15 protein-coding genes are annotated in these 19,662 nt (G+C 70.1%); 9 read left to right on the top strand and 6 right to left on the bottom strand.

The window, feature by feature from the left end; translation table 11 throughout:
- Window positions 1–8: 8 nt before the first annotated feature.
- Window positions 9–578, bottom strand: a complete 570-nt coding sequence (locus tag ACFYPC_RS17850; protein ID WP_388676718.1) for a YceI family protein — start codon at window positions 576–578, stop codon at window positions 9–11.
- A 100-nt stretch (window positions 579–678) separates the two neighbouring features.
- On the opposite strand from ACFYPC_RS17850, the gene ACFYPC_RS17845 reads away from it, so the two are divergent.
- Window positions 679–1,533: a helix-turn-helix domain-containing protein gene (locus ACFYPC_RS17845; protein WP_388676715.1), complete on the top strand. Its 855-nt coding sequence runs from the start codon at window positions 679–681 to the stop codon at window positions 1,531–1,533.
- 62 nt (window positions 1,534–1,595) lie between these two features.
- Here ACFYPC_RS17845 and ACFYPC_RS17840 read toward each other — a convergent pair whose 3' ends face one another.
- The 4 genes from ACFYPC_RS17840 to ACFYPC_RS17825 form a co-directional block, all read right to left on the bottom strand.
- Window positions 1,596–2,507 (bottom strand): carbohydrate kinase, encoded by a 912-nt coding sequence (locus ACFYPC_RS17840; protein WP_388676712.1) that lies wholly within the window; start codon window positions 2,505–2,507, stop codon window positions 1,596–1,598.
- A complete protein-coding gene (locus ACFYPC_RS17835) occupies window positions 2,504–3,643 on the bottom strand; it encodes a LacI family DNA-binding transcriptional regulator (protein ID WP_388676709.1) in 1,140 nt (379 codons plus the stop codon). Before ACFYPC_RS17835 ends, ACFYPC_RS17840 begins: the two co-directional genes overlap by 4 nt.
- Before the next feature lie 162 nt (window positions 3,644–3,805).
- Entirely contained in the window at window positions 3,806–4,753 is a 948-nt protein-coding gene (locus ACFYPC_RS17830) for a hypothetical protein (protein WP_388676706.1), read from the bottom strand.
- A 227-nt stretch (window positions 4,754–4,980) separates the two neighbouring features.
- Window positions 4,981–5,337 carry a response regulator gene (locus tag ACFYPC_RS17825; RefSeq protein WP_388676703.1) on the bottom strand — a complete coding sequence of 119 codons (357 nt, stop codon included), beginning with the start codon at window positions 5,335–5,337 and terminating at the stop codon, window positions 4,981–4,983.
- A 480-nt stretch (window positions 5,338–5,817) separates the two neighbouring features.
- Between ACFYPC_RS17825 and ACFYPC_RS17820 the strand changes: the two genes are divergently transcribed.
- Window positions 5,818–8,565, top strand: a complete 2,748-nt coding sequence (locus ACFYPC_RS17820) for a nitrate- and nitrite sensing domain-containing protein (RefSeq protein WP_388676700.1) — start codon at window positions 5,818–5,820, stop codon at window positions 8,563–8,565.
- Window positions 8,566–8,831: 266 nt separating this feature from the next.
- Here ACFYPC_RS17820 and ACFYPC_RS17815 read toward each other — a convergent pair whose 3' ends face one another.
- Window positions 8,832–8,993 (bottom strand): hypothetical protein, encoded by a 162-nt coding sequence (locus tag ACFYPC_RS17815; protein ID WP_388676697.1) that lies wholly within the window; start codon window positions 8,991–8,993, stop codon window positions 8,832–8,834.
- 212 nt (window positions 8,994–9,205) lie between these two features.
- Here ACFYPC_RS17815 and ACFYPC_RS17810 point away from each other — a divergent pair, with 212 nt between their 5' ends.
- The 7 genes from ACFYPC_RS17810 to gap all read left to right on the top strand — a co-directional run bounded on the left by ACFYPC_RS17810 (window position 9,206) and on the right by gap (window position 19,580).
- A complete protein-coding gene (locus tag ACFYPC_RS17810; protein ID WP_388676694.1) occupies window positions 9,206–9,877 on the top strand; it encodes a response regulator in 672 nt (223 codons plus the stop codon).
- A 95-nt stretch (window positions 9,878–9,972) separates the two neighbouring features.
- Window positions 9,973–12,045: an excinuclease ABC subunit UvrC gene (gene uvrC, locus ACFYPC_RS17805; protein ID WP_388676691.1), complete on the top strand. Its 2,073-nt coding sequence runs from the start codon at window positions 9,973–9,975 to the stop codon at window positions 12,043–12,045.
- Window positions 12,042–13,100, top strand: a complete 1,059-nt coding sequence (gene rapZ / locus ACFYPC_RS17800) for an RNase adapter RapZ (RefSeq protein ID WP_388676688.1) — start codon at window positions 12,042–12,044, stop codon at window positions 13,098–13,100. The genes uvrC and rapZ overlap by 4 nt, the downstream gene beginning before the upstream one ends.
- Complete coding sequence (yvcK, locus tag ACFYPC_RS17795; RefSeq protein WP_388676685.1) at window positions 13,097–14,167, top strand: uridine diphosphate-N-acetylglucosamine-binding protein YvcK; 1,071 nt, start codon at window positions 13,097–13,099, stop codon at window positions 14,165–14,167. The genes rapZ and yvcK overlap by 4 nt, the downstream gene beginning before the upstream one ends.
- Window positions 14,158–15,147, top strand: coding sequence for a DNA-binding protein WhiA (gene whiA, locus ACFYPC_RS17790; protein WP_365428073.1), 990 nt, complete (start codon window positions 14,158–14,160; stop codon window positions 15,145–15,147). The genes yvcK and whiA overlap by 10 nt, the downstream gene beginning before the upstream one ends.
- 280 nt (window positions 15,148–15,427) lie before the next feature.
- A complete protein-coding gene (locus ACFYPC_RS17785) occupies window positions 15,428–18,379 on the top strand; it encodes a M14 family zinc carboxypeptidase (protein WP_388676681.1) in 2,952 nt (983 codons plus the stop codon).
- A gap of 190 nt (window positions 18,380–18,569) precedes the next feature.
- Window positions 18,570–19,580: a type I glyceraldehyde-3-phosphate dehydrogenase gene (gap, locus tag ACFYPC_RS17780; protein WP_385737618.1), complete on the top strand. Its 1,011-nt coding sequence runs from the start codon at window positions 18,570–18,572 to the stop codon at window positions 19,578–19,580.
- Window positions 19,581–19,662 lie beyond the last annotated feature (82 nt).

Genomic DNA, 19,662 nt, shown 5'->3' with positions numbered 1-19,662 from the left:
TTGCACAGTCAGCCACCCTGTCCCTGCGGTTCGACGAACTGCATGTCCAGCTGAATCTTGACAACATCACTGAGAAGTCCGGCTCCGAAGTCCAGACCGTAGTCGCTGCGCCGGATCTCGCCCGTCGCCTCGAACCCCGCGTGCCTGCGACTGTCGACGGGGGAATCCACCACCCCGCCGAACTCGACGGCAAGCGTTGTCCGACGAGTCACGTCTCCGATGGTCAAGTCCCCTTCCATCGACCACGCCTCCTCGTCGGCGAACACCCGAGTCGATCGGAACGTCATGGTCGGGCGCTTCTCCACGTCGAGCAGGTCGGCCGCTCGGGCGTGCGTGTCGCGGTCGGCGTTCCCGGTGTCGATGGAGGCAAGGGCGATCTCGGCGCTCACCCGCACGTCGTCGACCGTCTCACCGACGTACAGTGCGGCGGTCCATTCACCGAAACGACCGCGCACCTTGGCGATCCCGAGGTTGCGAATGGTGAAGTTGACGGCCGAGTGGAGGGTGTCGAGCTCCCAGTCGCCTGATACCAGCGGTAGCGAAGTGGCTTGCGTGGCAATGGAATTGTCGTAGGTCATGGCTCCACCCTGGGGTGATCGGCGAGCGGGAGGGAGACCGGGCCCATGGTGGTAGTGACAGGGCCACGATCCGATGACGCGTGCGTTGTACGTTCTACCGGTGAGCGACAACGAGTTGGGTACCTTCCTGCGCGCACGCCGTGAAGCGATCACACCCGCCGAGGTCGGGCTGCCGACCGGTTCACGCCGCCGCACCCCGGGGCTCCGCCGCGCCGAGCTGGCCACGCTCGCCGGCATCAGCGTCGAGTACCTCACCCGGCTCGAACAGGGCCGCGACCACAACCCGTCGCCGCAGGTGCTGGGCGTACTCGCCGACGCGCTGCGTCTGCCGACGACGGAACGGACCCTGCTGCGCCGACTCGTCAAAGAGGCAAGCCCGGGCGCCGTGTTCTGCTCCGCGGCGGTGGAACCCATACGAACGGTGCGCCCGACCGTGCGGGCGATGCTGAACCGGCTGGAGCCCGCACCCGCCGTGCTGATCAACTGGATCGGCGACATCCTCGCGTACACCCCCGGCTATCGACGGCTCGCCGGACCGCTCGGCGTGCTCGACGGCGAGCAGCCCAACATCCTCCGGTACGTGTTCACCGACGAGCGGGCCCGTGCCGCCTACGCCGACTGGGACCGGGTGGCCGACGAACAGGTCGCCCACCTCAGGGACGAGGCGTCGCTCCAGGATCCCCATGCCGCCGCCATGGCCGACGAGTTGACAGTCACGGCGGGAGCCTCCTTCGCCGACCGGCTCGCCGCCGTACCCGCCTTGCCCCGGCGGGCCGGGACCGACCTGGTCACCCACCCGGAGGCCGGCCCGCTGCTCCTGGCGTACGAAACGCTCTCTCTGCCGGACGGCGGACTCCGCATGGTCGTACACCTTCCCGCCGACGATGCCACGGCCGCCGCGCTGGACCGGCTCAACGGGCGGCAGCCGGGGGCGCTGCGGGTCGTCAGCGGCTGAGAGGCCGGACACCGGAGAGCGTCGGGACTCAGGAAGCGTCCGGCTTCAGGGAGTATCCGGCTTCAGGGAGTACCGAGTTCGGACGCGTACGGCGGTTCCGCGCCCGCTCGTGAGCAGGTGATCGCCGCCGCGCGGGCCGCGAAGCGCAGCAGGTCGGTCCAGCCCTCGGGGCCCAGCTCCGCCAAGGCCGTCGGGGAAAGGGCATCGCGGGCGGCCAGGCCGTGCAGGAGTGCCGCGTTCACCGTGTCGCCGGCGCCGATGGTGTCCACGACCTCGACCTCTACGCCGGGTACGGGATGCACCGCGCCGCCGCGGGTGAACGCCGTCAGACCGTCGCCGCCATGCGTGATCACCACGGCCGCCGGCCCGGACGCCAGCCACTCGCTCGGGGTGCCCCCGAGCCACAGAGCGTCCTCCTCGGAGAGCTTGAGGAGTGACACCGACGGGAGCCAGCTCTTGAACCGTGCCCGGTAGGCGTCGGCGTCCGGGATCAGTCCGGCGCGGATGTTCGGGTCGAGGGTGGTGAACACGCCCTGTGCGGCCGCGGTGCGCATCAGCTCCTCGTAGGCGCCGGCGCCCGGCTCCAGGACGAGCGAGCAGGTGCCGAAGGACACCGCCCTTGTCGCCGCCGGGAGTTGGGCCGGGGCCGTGAAGAGGCGATCGGCCGTGCCCTCGACGTAGAAGGAGTACGAGGCCGAGCCGTCCGCGTCGATCGAGGCGACGGCCAGGGTCGTCGGCTCCGCTCCGCGCTGCACGGACGACACATCGACACCCGCCTCGCGAAGACCGTCCAGGAGCGCCTCGCCGAAGGCGTCGTGCGAGAGCCGGGAGCAGAACGCGGTGGGGGAGCCGAGGCGGCCCAGCGCCACCGCGGTGTTGTACGGCCCGCCGCCGAGCGCCGGTTGCAGGCCGACGAGCGCCCCCGCGCCCTGCGGCACCAGATCGATCAGGGCCTCACCGGCGACGACGATCACGACACGGGTCCTTTCTCGGGGTTCGCGGGGGTCTCGGGGCTCTCGGTATGTCCGGAGGTCGCGGGACCCCTGGACCTCCCGGCCTTCTCCGGGCAGCCGCACGAGGTGCGGTGGACGAGGGCGGCGGGCAGCCGGACGGTTCGGCCCGGACGGCTGGGCGACGCCAGCCGCTCCAGGAGCAGTTGGAGGGCCTGGGCGCCGATCTCCTTACTGGGCTGGGAGACCGCGGTCAGCCGGGGCGTGAACAGGTCCGCCCAGGAGAAGTCGTCGAAGCAGCACAGGGCCATGTCGGCAGGCACGGACAGGCCTCGCTCGCGCAGGGCCCGCAGTGCGCCGATCGTCATGGCGTTGTTGCCGGTGACCAGCGCGGTGGGCGGTGTCGCGAGGGACAGCAGTGCGCCGGTGGTGCGCTCGGCGGCGCCGGACTGGGAATCGCCGTGCGCCACGAGCCTCTCGTCGTAGGGGAGTCCGGCGTTCGCCAGGCCGTGTCGGTAGCCCGTGATCCGCTCGGTCGTGGTGCTGAGACCGGGCAGGCCGGCGACCAGTCCGATGCGTCTGTGGCCCAGCTCGGCCAGGTGCGTGACCAACTGCGCCATGGGCTCGGCGTTCTCGGCGCAGACCTGGTCGAAGTGGAAGGAGGCGGCGGACGCGGTGCGGGAGGAGCCGTCGGAGAGGGTGTCGGCGGGCGTGTCGACCAGCCGGTCCAGGAACACTGTCGGTACGTCGTGCTTCCCGAGGTAGCCCAGCAGTTCGCCGGGGTCCGCCGAGGGCGCGATGATCATGCCGTCGACCCGGCGCTCGTGCAGCAGTTGGGCGACCTTCCGCTCGTGCACGGGGTCGTCGTGCGGATCGGCGATGAGCAGGCCGTAGCCGTGATCCAGGGCTCCGGCTTCGACCCCTTGCAGGATTTCCGTGAAGTACGGGTTGCTGATCGCCGATACCGCGAGGCCGACGGACCGGGTGCGAGAAGTGACCAGTGAACGGGCGAGGCCGTTGGGCGTGTATCCGAGCGCGTCCATCGCGTCGAGCACCGCCTGGCGTGTGGCCGGCCGCACGGGGCGCGTGTCGTTCAGTACATGCGAGACGGTCGCGATGGACACACCCGCGCGCTGGGCCACGTCGACCATCGTCGTCATTGCGCTCCCGTCCCCGGAACCCGACCTTCGCAGGGAAGGTATCCCATCCGGCGACATACGTAAACGCTTACGTATGCGCTTACGCAAGCGTTTACGTATGCCGGGGGGCCCACGCTCACGCCTCGCGCGCCGGCTCCCGCCCGGTGGGCGGAGGAGGAGCGCCTACCCCCAGGCCCACTCGATCCCCAGGATCCCCGACCGCACCCGCGGCTCGACCAGGTGCACCGAGCGGTGGTGACCGCTCAGCGCCAGTTCCTGGCGGCCACTGCGCGGCGCCGCCGCCGAGTGCTGTGTGAACCGGTGACAGCGCACCGGCAACGTCTCCCCGGTGAACCGCACTTGCAGGGCGTACTGCCCGCCCGCGAAGCTGAATCCGCGTACGTACTCGCTGGACGCCCCGGCCGTGCCGTCGTCGAAGCCGTAGCGGAAGAGATACGTGTCGCCCGCGCGCAGCCGCGTGTCGAAGAGCAGTTCGGCCACCAGGACGCCGGTCTCCTCGTGCCAACGCACCCGCCCCGTGCGGCAGTTCTCCAGAGCACGCACCGCCATCCGCTCCGGAGCGCACCCCGGGTCGCCGTGGTGGATGGCCATATAGCGGTCCACGCCCTCCTTGTGGGCGCGCACTATGTGGTGCGACTCGCGGCCCATCAGCTCGCGCTCGGCACCGATCCGTACGCATTCGTGGTGGCCGAGGGTGTGCAGCCCGCTTTCGAGGGGTGAGTCCAACTCGTCCAGAAGCCGCTCCAGGACGCCGGAGGCCTCCATGAGGGCGCGGTACGAATGGCCCGGGGAGCGGTTCGGGGTGGACGGCTCCTCGGCTTTGGCGAGCAGTCGGATCAGTGACTCGTCCGGGAGTTGGAGGATCTCCTCCAGGGCGCGGACGGCGCGCAGCGACTCGGGCCGCTGCGGGCGCCGGGCGCCCTGCTGCCAGTAACTCAGGCTGGTCACCCCGACTTTGACCCCGTACCGCGACAGGTGGTGCTGTACCCGCTGCAGGGGCAGCCCGCGGGCGGCGATCGCGGCGCGCAGCGCGATGTGGAAGGGCCCGCCACGCAGGGCCGTCTCCAGTTCCGCCGTGGGGAGGTCCGCGTGCTGTGTGCCGTGCCGCATGCAGGGGGCCTTTCTGTGAATGCTCACAACGGCTGGTCAGGCCGTTCGTGCCGGTGGTCGGGGCCGCCGTGGCCGCGCGGGGGGTCGCTCACGCGCGCGTGTCGCCGTTCGAGGGCCTCAAGTTCCACCGCATTGAAGCGTGTTGGCCAAGCCGCGACAACACCTGAAGCGCAACGTGCCCCAGTAGTCGCCTGAACCCCTGCAGCCCCTTGTGTCCCAGTAGCCTCCTAATCCTCACGCCCCAGCAGCTCCCGTATCGCCCCCGCCGAAAGCGCCGACTTGTGGAGGAAGCCGCGGGCCGGGCTGGCGGCGACGAGTTCCTGGAAGTCCTCCAGGGCATGTGTGGAGATCAGGATCACGGCGGTCGTGTCGCCCGCGATCCGCAGCGCCACGTCGAAGCCGTTCTCGCCGTCGAGGTCGAGATCGACCAGGACGACGTCCGGGACCAGATCATGGACCCGCGAGACGGCTTCCGCGCCCGTCGAGGCGACGCCGACGACCTGCATCCCGCCGCGCTCCAGCAGAGCGCGCGCGGCCTCCAGGAACCGGGCGCTGTCGTCGACGAGGAGACAGCGCATGGACATGCTGGAAGCTTCCCAACGGGTTGTCCGGTGCGCCTTGCAGCTAGCCGGAAAGTGGTGAAGTCCTTTGTCTGATAGAGAGATTCGCACTCACGGAGAGCAGCGGCGAGTCACGCGCGGTAGCATGACGATGCCCTGGGGTGGCCGTGTCCCGTCGGATCGATGGGGGGTGCCCGATGATGTTGCTCCAACGAGAACGAAGGCGAGCCCGGCGCGCGTTCGTCCCGGGGGCGCCCTGTGCGGCTGTCCTGGCCGCCGGCTGTGGCGGGGGAGTGAGCGACGAAAGACGTCGTTCCAGGGCGCGTACGGACACCACGTGCGACGGACAGCTGAAGGGCACCACCGGCATCACCTTGTGGTTCCACGCGGGCCGGAGTGGTGAGTTCGAAGTCGATCGTGCCCCGTCGGGGCCGCCCTCGACCGGGCGGTCCGCGACATCGACAGGGATCCTGCCGACCACCAGGGCTGCCCGGCCGACGGGCCATGAGCAGGCTTCCCGGTAGGGGCGGCACACGCCGCCGACGGCCCCCGCCGCGCGTGGCGGGGGCCCGCCCACCGCTGCTCGCGCGACTGCGGGTGGGCACCAAGCTCATGCTGCTCGTCCTGCTTCCGGTCGCCGCACTGCTCGTCTTCACTGTCGTCTCGGCGCTGGCCCGGTGGAACGAGGCGCGCACCATCCGGGACTTCAGGGCGTCGACCGAGGTGTCCTTCGCGACAGCCGGGCTCCAGGAGGCAGTCGCACGCGAACGCCTAGCCGAGGTACTCGCCGAGGCGGCACCGCAGCGGACGGACGCGGCGGCCGAGCGGGACGCGGCACGTCGGGCCACCGATCATGCCCTCACAGCCGCGGAGAACGCCGCCTCCGGCCATGAGGGACCCGGGGACGTCAGTGGCGTCCTGGGATCCCTGGAGAACCAACTCCACGCCGTCCGGGTGGAGGCGGGCAACAGTTCGCTCAGCGCGGCACGGATCGAACAGAAGTACGCGGACGTCGTGACGTCTCTCCTCGACACCGTCCGCCGGCTCGACTCCAGCCGTCCCACCAGGGCCTCGGGTCGCGCAGGCGAGGCCTACCTGGCCGTTCTGGGCGCCGTCGAGGCCGCCGAGCGCGAACGCGTCGAGCTCGCCACCCGGCTCGCGACGTCACGCGCGGACGGACACGGCCCCCCTGTCAACCGCTGGCCCGCCCTGGAGAACGCCCAGTTCGACGACTTCCGCCGGACTGCCTCCGGCCCGCTCCGCGCGCGCCTGGCCGCCGCGCTCCTGGGGCCCGCGGGCCGCTCCGTGCGCGTGACCCGGGAAACCCTCACCACCTCCGGAGGCGCCACCACAGACCTCCCCTCGCTGGACCAGTGGCTCACCGACTCGGGCGACCGGCTCGCCGCCCTGCGAGGCATCGCGCACGACACCGCCGACGAACTCGCCGCCCACGCCGACCACGATCTGAAGGAGGCCCGGCTACAGGGCTATCGCGAAGTCGGCCTCTCCGCAGGGGTCGTTCTCGCCGTGACATTCCTCGCCCTGATCCTGGGCCGATCCATCACGCGCCCGCTCACCGAGGTGTCCCAGGGCGCCAGGGCCCTCGCCGACGGCGATCTGTCGTACGACGTCCACTACAGGGGGCGTGACGAGATCGGCGTCGTCGCCGACACCTTCCGCGAACTCCATGTGACCAGCGAGCGCTTCGCCGCCGAGATCCGCACCATGAACACGGCGATCGACGACAACAGGCTCGGCCACCGCGCGGACGTGGCCGCGTTCGACGGCACCTGGGCACAGTTGCTGGGCGGCATGAACGGCACGATGGCGTCCTTCGCCGCCGCGCAGGGCCGGCGCCGCGAGGCCGAACGGGAGTTGGCGAGCATCTTCAGCCTCTCTCTCGATCTGCTGTGCATCTTCGGCATCGACGGCTACCTCAAGCGCCTCAACCCGGCCTTCGAACGGACCTTGGGGCACCCCCTCGGCACGCTGCTCGCCAAGCCCTGGCTGGAGTTCATCCACCCGGCGGACCGGGCACGCACGCGTGCCGTCCTCGACGGCCTGGCGGGCGGCGCGGAGTTCGCCGAGTTCGAGAACCGCTGCGTGCGCGCCGACGGCAGTGAGCGCTGGCTGCAGTGGAGCGCCCGCTCGGTGACCGGAGAGGGACGCATCTACGCCGCCGCGCGCGACGTCACCGAGAGCCGCCGCGCCGACCGGGAGCAGGCCGCGCTGCGTCGCGTCGCCACCCTGGTGGCCCGCGGCGAACCGCCGCACGAGGTGTTCGCGACGGTCGCACGAGAGGTCGGGCGGGTGCTGAGCACGGGCTCCGCGGCGGTCCTGCGGTACGAGGCCGACGGCGCCGTCACCGTTCTGGGCTCGGACCACGCGGCCGGGAGGGCGGGCGAGGACGCGGCCGCGGAAGTGGCCCAGACCGGCGGGGCGGCCCGCACCGGACGCTCGGTCGGCGCGCCGATAGTCGTCGACGACCGACTGTGGGGTGTCGTCGTCGCGGCCCCTTCCGGCCCGGAGCCACTGCCTCCGGGCACCGAGTCCCGGCTCGCCGACTTCACCGAACTCGTCGCCACCGCCATTGCCAACGCCGACAGCCGGGCACAGCTCAATGCCTCACGCGCGCGTGTGGTGGCCGCCTCGGACGCCTCCCGGCGGCGTATCGAGCGCGATCTGCACGACGGCGTCCAGCAGCGCCTCGTCTCGCTCCGACTGGACCTGCGGATGGCCGAGTCCATGATGGAAGACCGATCATCAGACCTCTCCGGGAAGTTGAAACACATCGGCAAGGGCCTCGGCGACGCCTTCGAAGACCTGTTGCAGATCTCCCGCGGCATCCACCCCGCGATCCTCTCCAAGGGCGGCCTGGGCCCCGCTCTGCGTGCCCTCGCCCGCCGTTCCGCCGTCCCCGTGGAGCTGGACCTCCGGCTGCCCCCGGACCGCCTTCCCGAACAGACCGAGGTCGCCGTCTACTACGTGACCTCCGAGTGCCTCACCAACACCGCCAAGCACGCGCGCGCCACGGTCGTACAGGTGGAGGCGCGGACGTACGACGACGTCCTGGAGGTGGTCATCAGCGACGACGGGACCGGTGGCGCCGAGCTGGGTGCCGGCTCCGGTCTCGTCGGTCTCGTCGACCGCGTCGAGGCGATCGGGGGGAGGCTCCGCATCACCAGCCCGCCTGGCAGCGGCACGACCTTGATCGTGCGACTGCCGCTGGGGGAACCGCCGGCAGACGTGTGACCGCCCGGGGCGTACACGGAGGGGGTCCAATAGGGGGGGCCTTGGACTCGGTGACGTGTGTACGCGCCGGGCGGTCGGTCTCGGACGGAGAGGCAACCGTCCGGGTTCTGGGGAGGCAGACGCCGGAGTCTGTCGCAGACACCGGGTCCCGAGGGGGAGGCAGACGCCGGAGTCCGTGGCAGACACCGGGTCCTGAGGGGGAGGCAGACACCGGGTCTGAGGCAGGCACCAGGCCCTGAGAAGGCATCTGGCCTGTCTCGGCACCTCTAATGGCGAGCAGTGCCGCCTCGTTCGGCGAACCGCAGGCTCTTGGCTCGCACGATGTCGGGGTCTCGCGGGTCGAGGGCGTCGCGGAAGGAGCCCGCCTCGTCCTCGTATCGGCGGACACGGACCGGCCGCCGTCGTTTCTCGATCCGTGTCTGCCGCATTCCCGCTGCCCTTCCACCGCTTGAACCGCCGTCCCTCGCCCGGGACGGCCGGTCCCTTGCTCCTGCACTGGTTCGAGCATGGCTCGGCGAGGTCCGCATGTCGTCACGGCCAGCCCCCAATTCCGCTTCCGGGTAGCCGTAACCGCCCAGGTTCCGGCAGGCTGTTGGAGGCGCACCGTGCCGCAGGGGCCGGGCCAGGGGAAGCCGGGACCATGGACGCCAATCAGCAGCTCCCGCAGGGACGGGTCGTCCTTGCAGATGACGACGTCCTGCTCAGGGAGGGGCTCGCCAGTCTCTGCGAGCGCGTCGGTTACCAGGTGGCCGGGCAGGCCGGTGACGCCGCACGGCTCCTGGAACTCGTCGCCGACGAGCGCCCGGACCTGGCGATCGTCGACATAAGAATGCCCCCCCATCACTCGACCGAGGGTCTCAAAGCGGCCCGCACGATCCGCGAGCGTCACCCCGCCACCGGCATCCTGGTCCTGTCGGCCTATGTCGAGGTCGAGGACGCTCTGGAGCTGCTGGCCGGCGGTCACAAGGTCGGGTACCTCCTGAAGAGCCGAGTCGCGGTCGTGGACGAGTTCCTCGAAGCGCTCGACCGGATCCGCCGGGGCGGCTCGGTCGTCGACCCCTCTCTGGTGCGCGAGCTGTTCTCGGCCCAGCGGCGCGACGACCCGCTGTCCTTCCTCAGCAGCCGCGAGCGGGAGGTCCTCGCTCTCATGGCCGAGGGCCGCTCCAACGCGGGCATCGGCCGTCGGCTGTGGGTCACCGAAGGCACCGTCGAGAAACACGTCCGCAGCATCCTGGGCAAACTGCACCTCCCGGAGGCCTCCGACGACCACCGCCGCGTGCTGGCCGTGCTGACGTTCCTGGAATCGCGCTGAGACGTCCCCTTTCCGTGTTCTGTTCCCCAGGTTCTGTCCACAGGCGGAGCCGGGAGGACGACGCGGTGTCAGCCCCCGCCAGTAGGGTGTGAGACATGGCCGACCCCTCCAGCTACCGCCCCGAGCCGGGACAGATCCCGGACTCTCCCGGGGTGTACAAATTCCGCGACGAGCACCGCCGGGTGATCTACGTCGGGAAGGCGAAAAGCCTGCGCCAGCGCCTGGCCAACTACTTCCAGGACCTGGCCGGCCTCCACCCGCGCACCCGCACCATGGTCACCACCGCCGCGTCGGTGGAGTGGACGGTCGTGTCGACGGAGGTCGAGGCGCTTCAGCTGGAGTACTCCTGGATCAAGGAGTTCGACCCCCGGTTCAACGTCAAGTATCGCGACGACAAGAGCTATCCGTACCTCGCGGTGACCATGAACGAGGAGTTCCCGCGCGTGCAGGTGATGCGCGGCCACAAACGCAAGGGCGTGCGCTACTTCGGCCCCTACGGACACGCCTGGGCGATCCGCGACACCGTGGACCTGCTGCTGCGCGTCTTCCCCGTGCGCACCTGCTCCGCCGGCGTCTTCAAGAACGCCGTCCGCACCGGCCGCCCCTGCCTTCTCGGCTACATCGGCAAGTGCTCCGCCCCCTGCGTCGGGCGTGTCTCCGCCGACGAACACCGTGATCTGGCCGAGGAGTTCTGCGACTTCATGGCCGGGCGTACGGGGACGTACATCCGTCGCCTCGAACAGCAGATGACGGACGCGGCCGACGAGATGGAGTACGAGCGGGCGGCCCGTTTGCGCGACGACGTCGAGGCCCTGAAGAAGGCCATGGAGAAGAGCGCGGTCGTGCTCGCGGACGCGACCGACGCCGACCTGGTCGCCGTCGCGGAGGACGAGCTGGAAGCGGCCGTGCAGATCTTCCACGTACGCGGCGGACGCGTCCGTGGCCAGCGCGGCTGGGTCACGGACAAGGTGGAGGCCGTCACCACCGGTGATCTCGTCGAACACGCGATCCAGCAGCTCTACGGCGAGGAGACGGGCGACTCCGTCCCCAAGGAAGTGCTCGTCCCGGCGCTGCCCGACCCTGCGGAGCCCGTCCAGGCGTGGCTGACCGAGCGCCGCGGGTCGCACGTTTCGCTGCGCATCCCGCAGCGCGGCGACAAGAAGGCGCTCATGGAGACGGTGCGTCGCAACGCGCAGCAGTCCCTCGTCCTGCACAAGACCAAGCGCGCCTCCGACCTGACCACCCGCTCGCGCGCGTTGGAGGAGATCGCCGAGGCCCTCGATCTGGACAGCGCGCCGTTGCGGATCGAGTGCTACGACATCTCCCACCTCCAGGGCGACGACGTCGTGGCGTCGATGGTCGTCTTCGAGGACGGCCTTCAGCGCAAGAGCGAGTACCGGCGCTTCCAGATCAAGGGCCGTGTCGGAGACACACAGGTCTGGCACGGCGAGGGGCAGGACGACGTCCGGTCCATGCACGAGGTGATCGCCCGCCGCTTCAAGCGCTACATCGCCGAGAAGGAGAAGACGGGGGAGTGGGCGGACGGCGAGAGCGCGCTCACCGAGGACGACGGACGCCCCAAGCGCTTCGCCTACCCCCCGCAGCTCGTCGTCGTCGACGGCGGCCGGCCCCAGGTCGCGGCCGCCAAGAAGGCTCTCGACGAACTCGGCATCGACGACATCGCCGTATGCGGCCTTGCCAAGCGGCTGGAGGAGGTGTGGCTGCCGGGCGAGGACGACCCGGTGGTCCTGCCCCGCACCAGCGAGGGCCTGTACCTGCTCCAGCGGGTCCGTGACGAGGCGCACCGCTTCGCGATCACCTACCAGCGCGCCAAGCGGGCCAAGCGCTTCAGGTCGGGCCCACTCGACGATGTACCGGGGCTCGGCGAGACGCGTAAACAGGCGCTGATCAAGTACTTCGGTTCGGTGAAGAAGCTGCGATCCGCGACAATCGACCAGATCTGCGAGGTTCCCGGCATAGGCCGTAAAACGGCCGAGACGATCGCCGTGGCCCTGGCCCAGGCGGCCCCGGTCGCCCCCGCCGTGAACATGGCGACTGGAGAGATCATGGAAGACGAGGAATACGGGGCGCCCGAAACGACGGCGAGCTCCCCGGAGGAGCCCGTACCCGCGGGCGCCTCGGACAAGCGACGGGGGCAGGAGACATGAGCGAGCACGAACGCCAAGAACACGAACCGCTGACCGGAGCCGGTCAGGAACACCAACCGGTGACCGGCGACGCTCCAGAGCGGCTGACACAGCCCGACGGCGGTCAAGACCCAGCACAGCCCGACGGCGGTACGGACGCCGCTGACAGCGCACAGGAGAGCACGACGATGGAGACGGTCGCGGTGCCCGAAGCCGCCATCCCCGAGCTGGTGATCATCTCTGGGATGTCCGGTGCCGGACGGTCGACGGCGGCCAAGTGTCTGGAGGACCTCGGCTGGTTCGTCGTCGACAACCTGCCGCCCGCGCTGATCCCCACCATGGTGGAGCTCGGCGCCCGCTCCCAGGGCAATGTGGCGAGAATCGCGGTCGTCGTCGACGTACGCGGCCGCCGCTTCTTCGACAACCTCCGCGAGTCGCTCGCCGACCTGGCGTCCAAGAACGTCACCCGGCGGATCGTCTTCCTGGAATCCTCGGACGAGGCTCTGGTGCGCCGCTTCGAGTCGGTACGCCGCCCGCACCCCCTGCAGGGAGACGGCCGCATCGTCGACGGCATCGACGCCGAGCGTGAACTGCTGCGCGAGCTGCGCGGCGACGCCGACCTGGTGATCGACACCTCCAGCCTGAACGTGCACGAGCTGCGCGCCAAGATGGACGCCCAGTTCGCGGGCGAGGAGGAGCCCGAGCTGCGGGCCACCGTGATGTCCTTCGGCTTCAAGTACGGCCTGCCGGTCGACGCCGACCTGGTGGTGGACATGCGCTTCCTGCCCAACCCGCACTGGGTTCCGGAGCTGCGCCCCTTCAACGGCCTCAACGAAGAGGTCTCGGCGTACGTCTTCAACCAGCCCGGCGCCAAGGAGTTCATCGACCGCTATGCCGAGCTGCTCCAGCTCATCGCGGCCGGATACCGCCGTGAGGGCAAGCGATACGTGACCATCGCGGTCGGCTGCACGGGCGGCAAGCACCGCTCGGTCGCCACCGCCGAGAAGCTCGCCGCCCGCCTCGTCTCGCAGGGCGTGGAGACCGTGGTCGTGCACCGGGACATGGGTCGCGAGTGACCGGACGCGCCGCTCTGCGGCTGAGCAGGCTGCGCCGGGTGGCCGCCGAGGGCCAGGGCGGCAAGCCCGTCGTGGCGCGCGGTGGCAAACCGCGCCGCCGTGGCGCCCAGCCCAAGGTCGTCGCCCTGGGCGGCGGCATGGGCCTGTCCGCCTCGCTTACCGCGCTGCGCCGGATCACCGGCGACCTCACGGCCGTCGTCACCGTGGCCGACGACGGCGGCTCCAGTGGGCGCCTGCGCGACGAGCTGGGCGTGCTCCCGCCCGGTGACCTGCGCAAGGCCCTGGCCGCGCTCTGCGGCGACGACGACTGGGGTCAGACCTGGGCCCGGGTCATCCAGCACCGCTTCCAGTCCAAGGGCGACCTGCACGAGCACGCGGTGGGCAATCTGCTGATCGTCGCCCTGTGGGAGCAGCTCGGCGATCATGTCCAGGCGCTGGACCTGGTCGGCAGACTGCTGGGCGCGCACGGCCGCGTGCTGCCCATGTCCGCCGTGCCTCTGGAGCTCCAGGCCCTGGTCAAGGGACACGACCCGGACCGGCCCGACGACGTCGACACCGTGCGCGGCCAGGCCACCGTGGCGCTCACACCAGGCGAGGTGCAGTCCGTGCACGTCGTGCCGAACGACCCGCCGGCCGTCCCCGAGGCCGTCGCGGCGGTCCTGGACGCGGACTGGGTGGTGCTCGGTCCCGGCTCCTGGTTCTCCTCGGTGATTCCGCACCTGCTCGTGCCCGAACTGCTCGACGCGCTCATCCAGACGAAGGCCCGCCGGGTGCTCTCCCTGAACCTCGCGCCGCAGCCCGGAGAAACCGATGGCTTCTCACCGCAGCGTCATTTGGAGGTTTTGGGACGACACGCCCCTAAACTCGCCCTGGACGTGGTGCTGGCCGACGAGGCCGCCGTGCCCGACCGCGACTTGCTCACCGATGCCGCCAAGCGGCTCGGCGCCGCGGTCGAGTTGGCGCCGGTCGCCAGGACCGACGGTAGCCCGAGGCACGACCCGGAGCTGTTGGCCGCCGCGTACGACCGTATTTTTCGGATGCATGGAAGGATCGGCCCATGGCGATGACGGCAGCGGTGAAGGATGAGATTTCCCGGCTCCCCGTCACCCGGACCTGCTGCAGAAAGGCGGAGGTCTCCGCCATTCTGCGGTTCGCCGGCGGCCTCCACCTGGTGAGCGGCCGGATTGTGATCGAGGCGGAACTGGACACCGCGATGGCGGCGCGCCGGCTGAAGCGCGACATTCTGGAGATCTTCGGCCACAGCTCCGAACTGATCGTGATGGCACCCGGCGGCCTGCGCCGCGGCTCCCGCTATGTCGTGCGCGTCGTCGCGGGCGGCGACCAGCTGGCCCGGCAGACGGGGCTCGTCGACGGCAGGGGCCGCCCGATCCGCGGGCTGCCCCCGCAGGTGGTCTCAGGGGCCACCTGCGACGCGGAGGCGGCCTGGCGCGGGGCGTTCCTGGCGCACGGCTCACTCACCGAGCCGGGCCGCTCGTCCTCCCTGGAGGTGACCTGCCCCGGCCCCGAGGCGGCGCTCGCCCTGGTCGGGGCGGCGCGCAGGCTCCAGATCGCGAGCAAGGCACGCGAGGTTCGTGGCGTGGACCGTGTGGTCGTACGGGACGGCGACGCGATCGGGGCGCTGCTCACCCGCCTCGGCGCCCATGAGTCGGTGCTGGCCTGGGAGGAGCGGCGGATGCGCCGCGAGGTCCGCGCCACGGCGAACCGGCTCGCGAACTTCGACGACGCCAACCTGCGCCGCTCGGCCCGCGCCGCCGTCGCCGCCGGGGCCCGGGTGCAGCGAGCCCTGGAGATCCTCGCCGACGAGGTGCCGGAGCACCTCGCGGCCGCCGGCCGGCTGCGCATGGACCACAAGCAGGCCTCCCTGGAGGAACTGGGCGCGCTCGCCGACCCGCCGCTGACCAAGGACGCGGTGGCGGGCCGTATCCGCCGCCTGCTGGCGATGGCCGACAAGCGGGCCCAGGACCTCGGCATCCCCGGGACGGAGTCGAACCTCACCGAGGAGATGGCGGACAACATGGCCGTCTGAGTCGTAGGCGTGGCCGTCCGCCTCGACCCGCACCGACAAACCCGCCCGCCTCGACCCGCACGGACGTACGAGCGGTCCGACTGTCGGCGGACGGATCGGTGTTCTGGGTCTTCCGCGGACAACTGGGCTGCCCGAGCCCGTCGTTCACGAGTGACGCCGCTGGTGCCGAGTCCGGCACCAGCGGCGTTTTGCCGGTCCTTGAGGCCGTCTTGACATGATCATGGAGGGTGACCAGCCTGACGTCTGCGCACAGATGTGCGGACACATGCAAGGGGGGCTCATGAGACGAAGAGCGAGATCGATCCTCGCCATAGCTGCACTCATGCTGGGCGGGGCGAGCCTGGCGCCCATCGCTCAGGCGGAGGGCGGCGGTTCGGCCGACCCGGGTGCGGACGCCGTCAAGGTGTTCCACGCCGACGTCACCCAGCAGCAGGTACCCCTGCTGCTGGCGGCCGGTCAGGACGCCCACGAACTCAGTGAGCAGGTCCCGGCGAAGGGCACCGCCCAGGTCGAGGTCTACCTCACCGACAAGCAGGCGGGGCAACTGGAGGACAAGGGCGTCGACCTCACCGAGTACCAGATCTCGGCGAAGGCGGAGGAGCGCGTCGCGGCTGCCGCGGACGGTGTGTACCGCCCGTACAGCGGAGCGGGCAACATCCAGGAGGAGATCGTCAAGACCGGTCAGGCGAACCCTGACCTCACCAAGGTCGTCTCCATCGGGAAGACCCTCCAGGGGCAGGACATCCTGGCGCTCAAGCTGACCAAGGGCGCCACGAAGACCAAGGACGGCGCCAAGCCGGCCGTGCTGTACCTGTCCAACCAGCACGCCCGTGAGTGGATCACGCCCGAGATGACGCGGCGTCTGATGCACTACTACCTGGACAACTATTCGACGGACAAGCGCATAAAGAAGATCGTCGACACGACCGAGCTGTGGTTCGTCATCTCCGCCAACCCCGACGGATACGACTACACGTTCGACCCCGCAGGCGAGCGCCAGTGGCGCAAGAACCTGCGTGACGTGAACGGCGACGGTGTCATCACCACCGGCGACGGCGTCGACCTCAACCGCAACTTCGCCTACAAGTGGGGTTACGACAACGAGGGTTCGTCCCCCAACCCCACCAGTGAGACCTACCGCGGCGCGAGCCCCGGCTCCGAGCCCGAGACCAAGGCGCTCGACGCCTTCGAGAAGCGCATCGGCTTCACGTACGGCATCAACTACCACTCCGCGGCCGAGTTGATCCTCTACGGAGTCGGCTGGCAGGTGGCGACCCCGAGCCCGGACGACGTGCTGTACGAGGCCCTTGCCGGTACGCCCGAGAACCCCGCGATCCCCGGTTACCGCCCGCAGGTCTCCTCCGAGCTCTACACGACGAACGGTGAGGCCGACGGCCACGCCTCCAACGTCAACGGCCTGGCGATGTACACGCCCGAGATGTCGACCTGCCAGACAGCGTCGAACCTCGACCCGAACGACGCCTGGAACGCCGCGGACTGCGCTTCGGTCTTCACCTTCCCGGACGACGAGAAGCTGATCCAGCAGGAGTTCGCGAAGAACATCCCGTTCGCGCTCTCCGTCGCCGAGAGCGCCGCTCACCCCGACCAGACGTCCTCCTCGCTCGGTCTCGAAGCGGCCGACTTCACGCCCGCCGCCTTCCCCACCTCGTACTCGCGCGGCGCCGACCAGGAGATCTCCGTCGTCGCACGGAAGTCCGTGCGCGACAAGGAGCTCAAGTACCGCGTCAACGGCGGCCGTACGTGGGACCAGGCGCTCACGCCGTGGAAGGGCGGCGAGACCTTCGGGGGCGAGGACAACCTCTACTTCGACGAGTACCGCGCCCTCGTCCAGGACGGCGAGCCGGGCGACAAGGTGGAGATCTGGTTCACCGGAGAGACGAAGAGCGGAAAGCCCACCTCCAGCGAGCACTTCACCTACACCATCGCCGAACGGCCGCGCGCCGACACCCTCGTCGTCGCCGAGGAGACCACCGCAGCCGCCCAGGCCCAGACGTACGTCGACGCGCTCAAGGCCAACGGCCGCAAGCCCCTCGTCTGGGACGTCGCCACGCAGGGCGCACCCGACGCGCTCGGCGTGCTCGGCCACTTCGACACGGTTGTCCACTACACCGGCGCCGACCGGCCCGGCTACACCACCCAGCTCCAGCTGCGCGCCTACCTCAACGAGGGCGGCAAGCTGATCGAGGCGGGCGAGCAGGCGGGCGGCAGCGTCGCCCTTCCGGGCGCCCTGACGAACGACTTCAGCCAGTACTACCTGGGTGCCTACTCCCGCACGAGCATTCCCGGCGCCACCGCCTTCACCGGCTCCGGAGCGCTTGCCGGCACCACCGGAGCACTCGCCGGCGCGCCCGGCAACCCGCTCAACGCGGCGGGGTCGTACAGCGTCACCTCGGACAACCTGCCCGCTGCCACGTTCCCCCAGTTCACGAGCGCGGGAGCAGGACAGTACCCGGGGACCGTCAATCCGTACGGCCCCTACGAAGGCACGTCCATGGCGGCCGTCACCCACTCCGACTACGCCTGGAACCGGCTCACCCGCACCATCGACCTCACCGGAGTGAGCGCGGCCGACGCGCCCACCCTGCGCACCCAGCTCCTGTGGGACACCGAGGAGGCCTACGACCACGCCGTGCTCGAAGCCCACACGGTGGGGGCCGACGACTGGACGACCCTCCCCGACAAGGGCGGCGCCACCAGCACGGCCGTACCCGTCGAGTGCGAGGCCGGGTACTTCATCAAGGCGCACCCGGCCCTCAAGCGCTATCTGACGCTGGGCTCGACCGCCTGCACACCCACCGGCACCAGCGGGTCCTGGAACAGCTTCACCGGAGCCTCCGACGGATGGCAGCAGGTCGACTTCGACCTCTCCGCGTACGCCGGCAAGACGGTCGAGGTGTCGCTGAGCTACATCACCGACCCGGGCTCGGGCGGCCACGGCGTCCTCGCCGACAACGCCACCGTCGTCATCGGCGGCACGGCCGGCGCGGTCGAGGGCTTCGAGGCCTCGCTCGGCGCCTGGAGCGTTCCCGGACCGCCCGCGGGCAGCCCCGCGGTCATCAAGGACTGGGGGCTCTCCGGTGAGCTCTTCAAGACGTACGGAGCGGTCACCACGGACGACACCGTGCTGCTGGGCTTCGGCCTGGAGCACGTCACCGCGGCGGCCGACCGCACGGCCCTCATCGGGAAGGCGCTCGCGGCACTGCGCAGCTGACCCCGTGTGACAGTCGCGTGAACACGCAGGGTGGTCCGTACCCCTACTGGCGGGTACGGGCCGCCCTGCTGTGTATGGGGCATCTCGATGTCACCCCGGGCGCCTCAGGGAGGTAGGGTCGTAGGCGGTCGGGGACATCCCATACAACTCGCCGGCATCTGAGCCGGCGTACCAACGAGGAGATCGGTTCGTGACGATCCGCGTAGGCATCAACGGCTTTGGCCGCATCGGTCGTAACTACTTCCGCGCGCTGCTGAAGCAGGGTGCTGACATCGAGATCGTGGCTGTCAACGACCTTGGTGACACCGCGACCACCGCTCATCTTCTGAAGTACGACACCATCCTGGGCCGCCTCCAGGCCGAGGTGTCGCACACCGCCGACACGATCACCGTCGACGGCCACACCATCAAGGTGCTGTCGGAGCGCAACCCCTCCGACATCCCGTGGGGTGAGCTGGGCGTCGACATCGTCATCGAGTCGACCGGCATCTTCACCAAGAAGGCCGACGCCGAGAAGCACATCGCGGGCGGCGCCAAGAAGGTCCTCATCTCGGCTCCGGCCAAGGACGAGGACATCACCATCGTGATGGGCGTCAACCAGGACAAGTACGACGCGGCCAACCACCACGTCATCTCCAACGCCTCCTGCACCACCAACTGTGTGGCGCCGATGGCCAAGGTTCTCGACGAGAACTTCGGCATCGTCAAGGGCCTGATGACGACGGTCCACGCGTACACGAACGACCAGCGCATCCTGGACTTCCCGCACTCGGACCTGCGCCGCGCCCGCGCCGCCGCCGAGAACATCATCCCGACCACGACGGGTGCCGCCAAGGCCACCGCCCTGGTCCTCCCGCAGCTCAAGGGCAAGCTCGACGGCATCGCGATGCGCGTCCCGGTCCCGACCGGTTCCGCCACCGACCTCGTCGTGACGCTGCAGCGCGAGGTCACCAAGGACGAGGTCAACGCCGCGTTCAAGAAGGCCGCCGACGACGGCGACCTGAAGGGCTACCTGTCCTACACCGAGGACCCGATCGTCTCCTCGGACATCGTCGGCGACCAGGCATCCTGCACCTTCGACTCCCTTCTGACCATGGTCCAGGAGGGCAACACGGTGAAGATCCTCGGCTGGTACGACAACGAGTGGGGCTACTCCAACCGCCTCGTCGACCTCACGGTCTTCGTCGGCGGCCAGCTCTAAGTCCCGGAGCAGGCAACTCGATGTGAGCCAGGGCTCGGGCAGCGCACGCGCTGCCCGAGCCCTGTGCTACGTAGTGATCGAT

This window comes from Streptomyces sp. NPDC005808, from assembly GCF_042871385.1.
In the GTDB taxonomy this organism is placed as follows: domain Bacteria; phylum Actinomycetota; class Actinomycetes; order Streptomycetales; family Streptomycetaceae; genus Streptomyces.
Note: the sequence above shows the minus strand (reverse complement) of the source record. Positions and strands in the feature narration are given on the sequence as shown.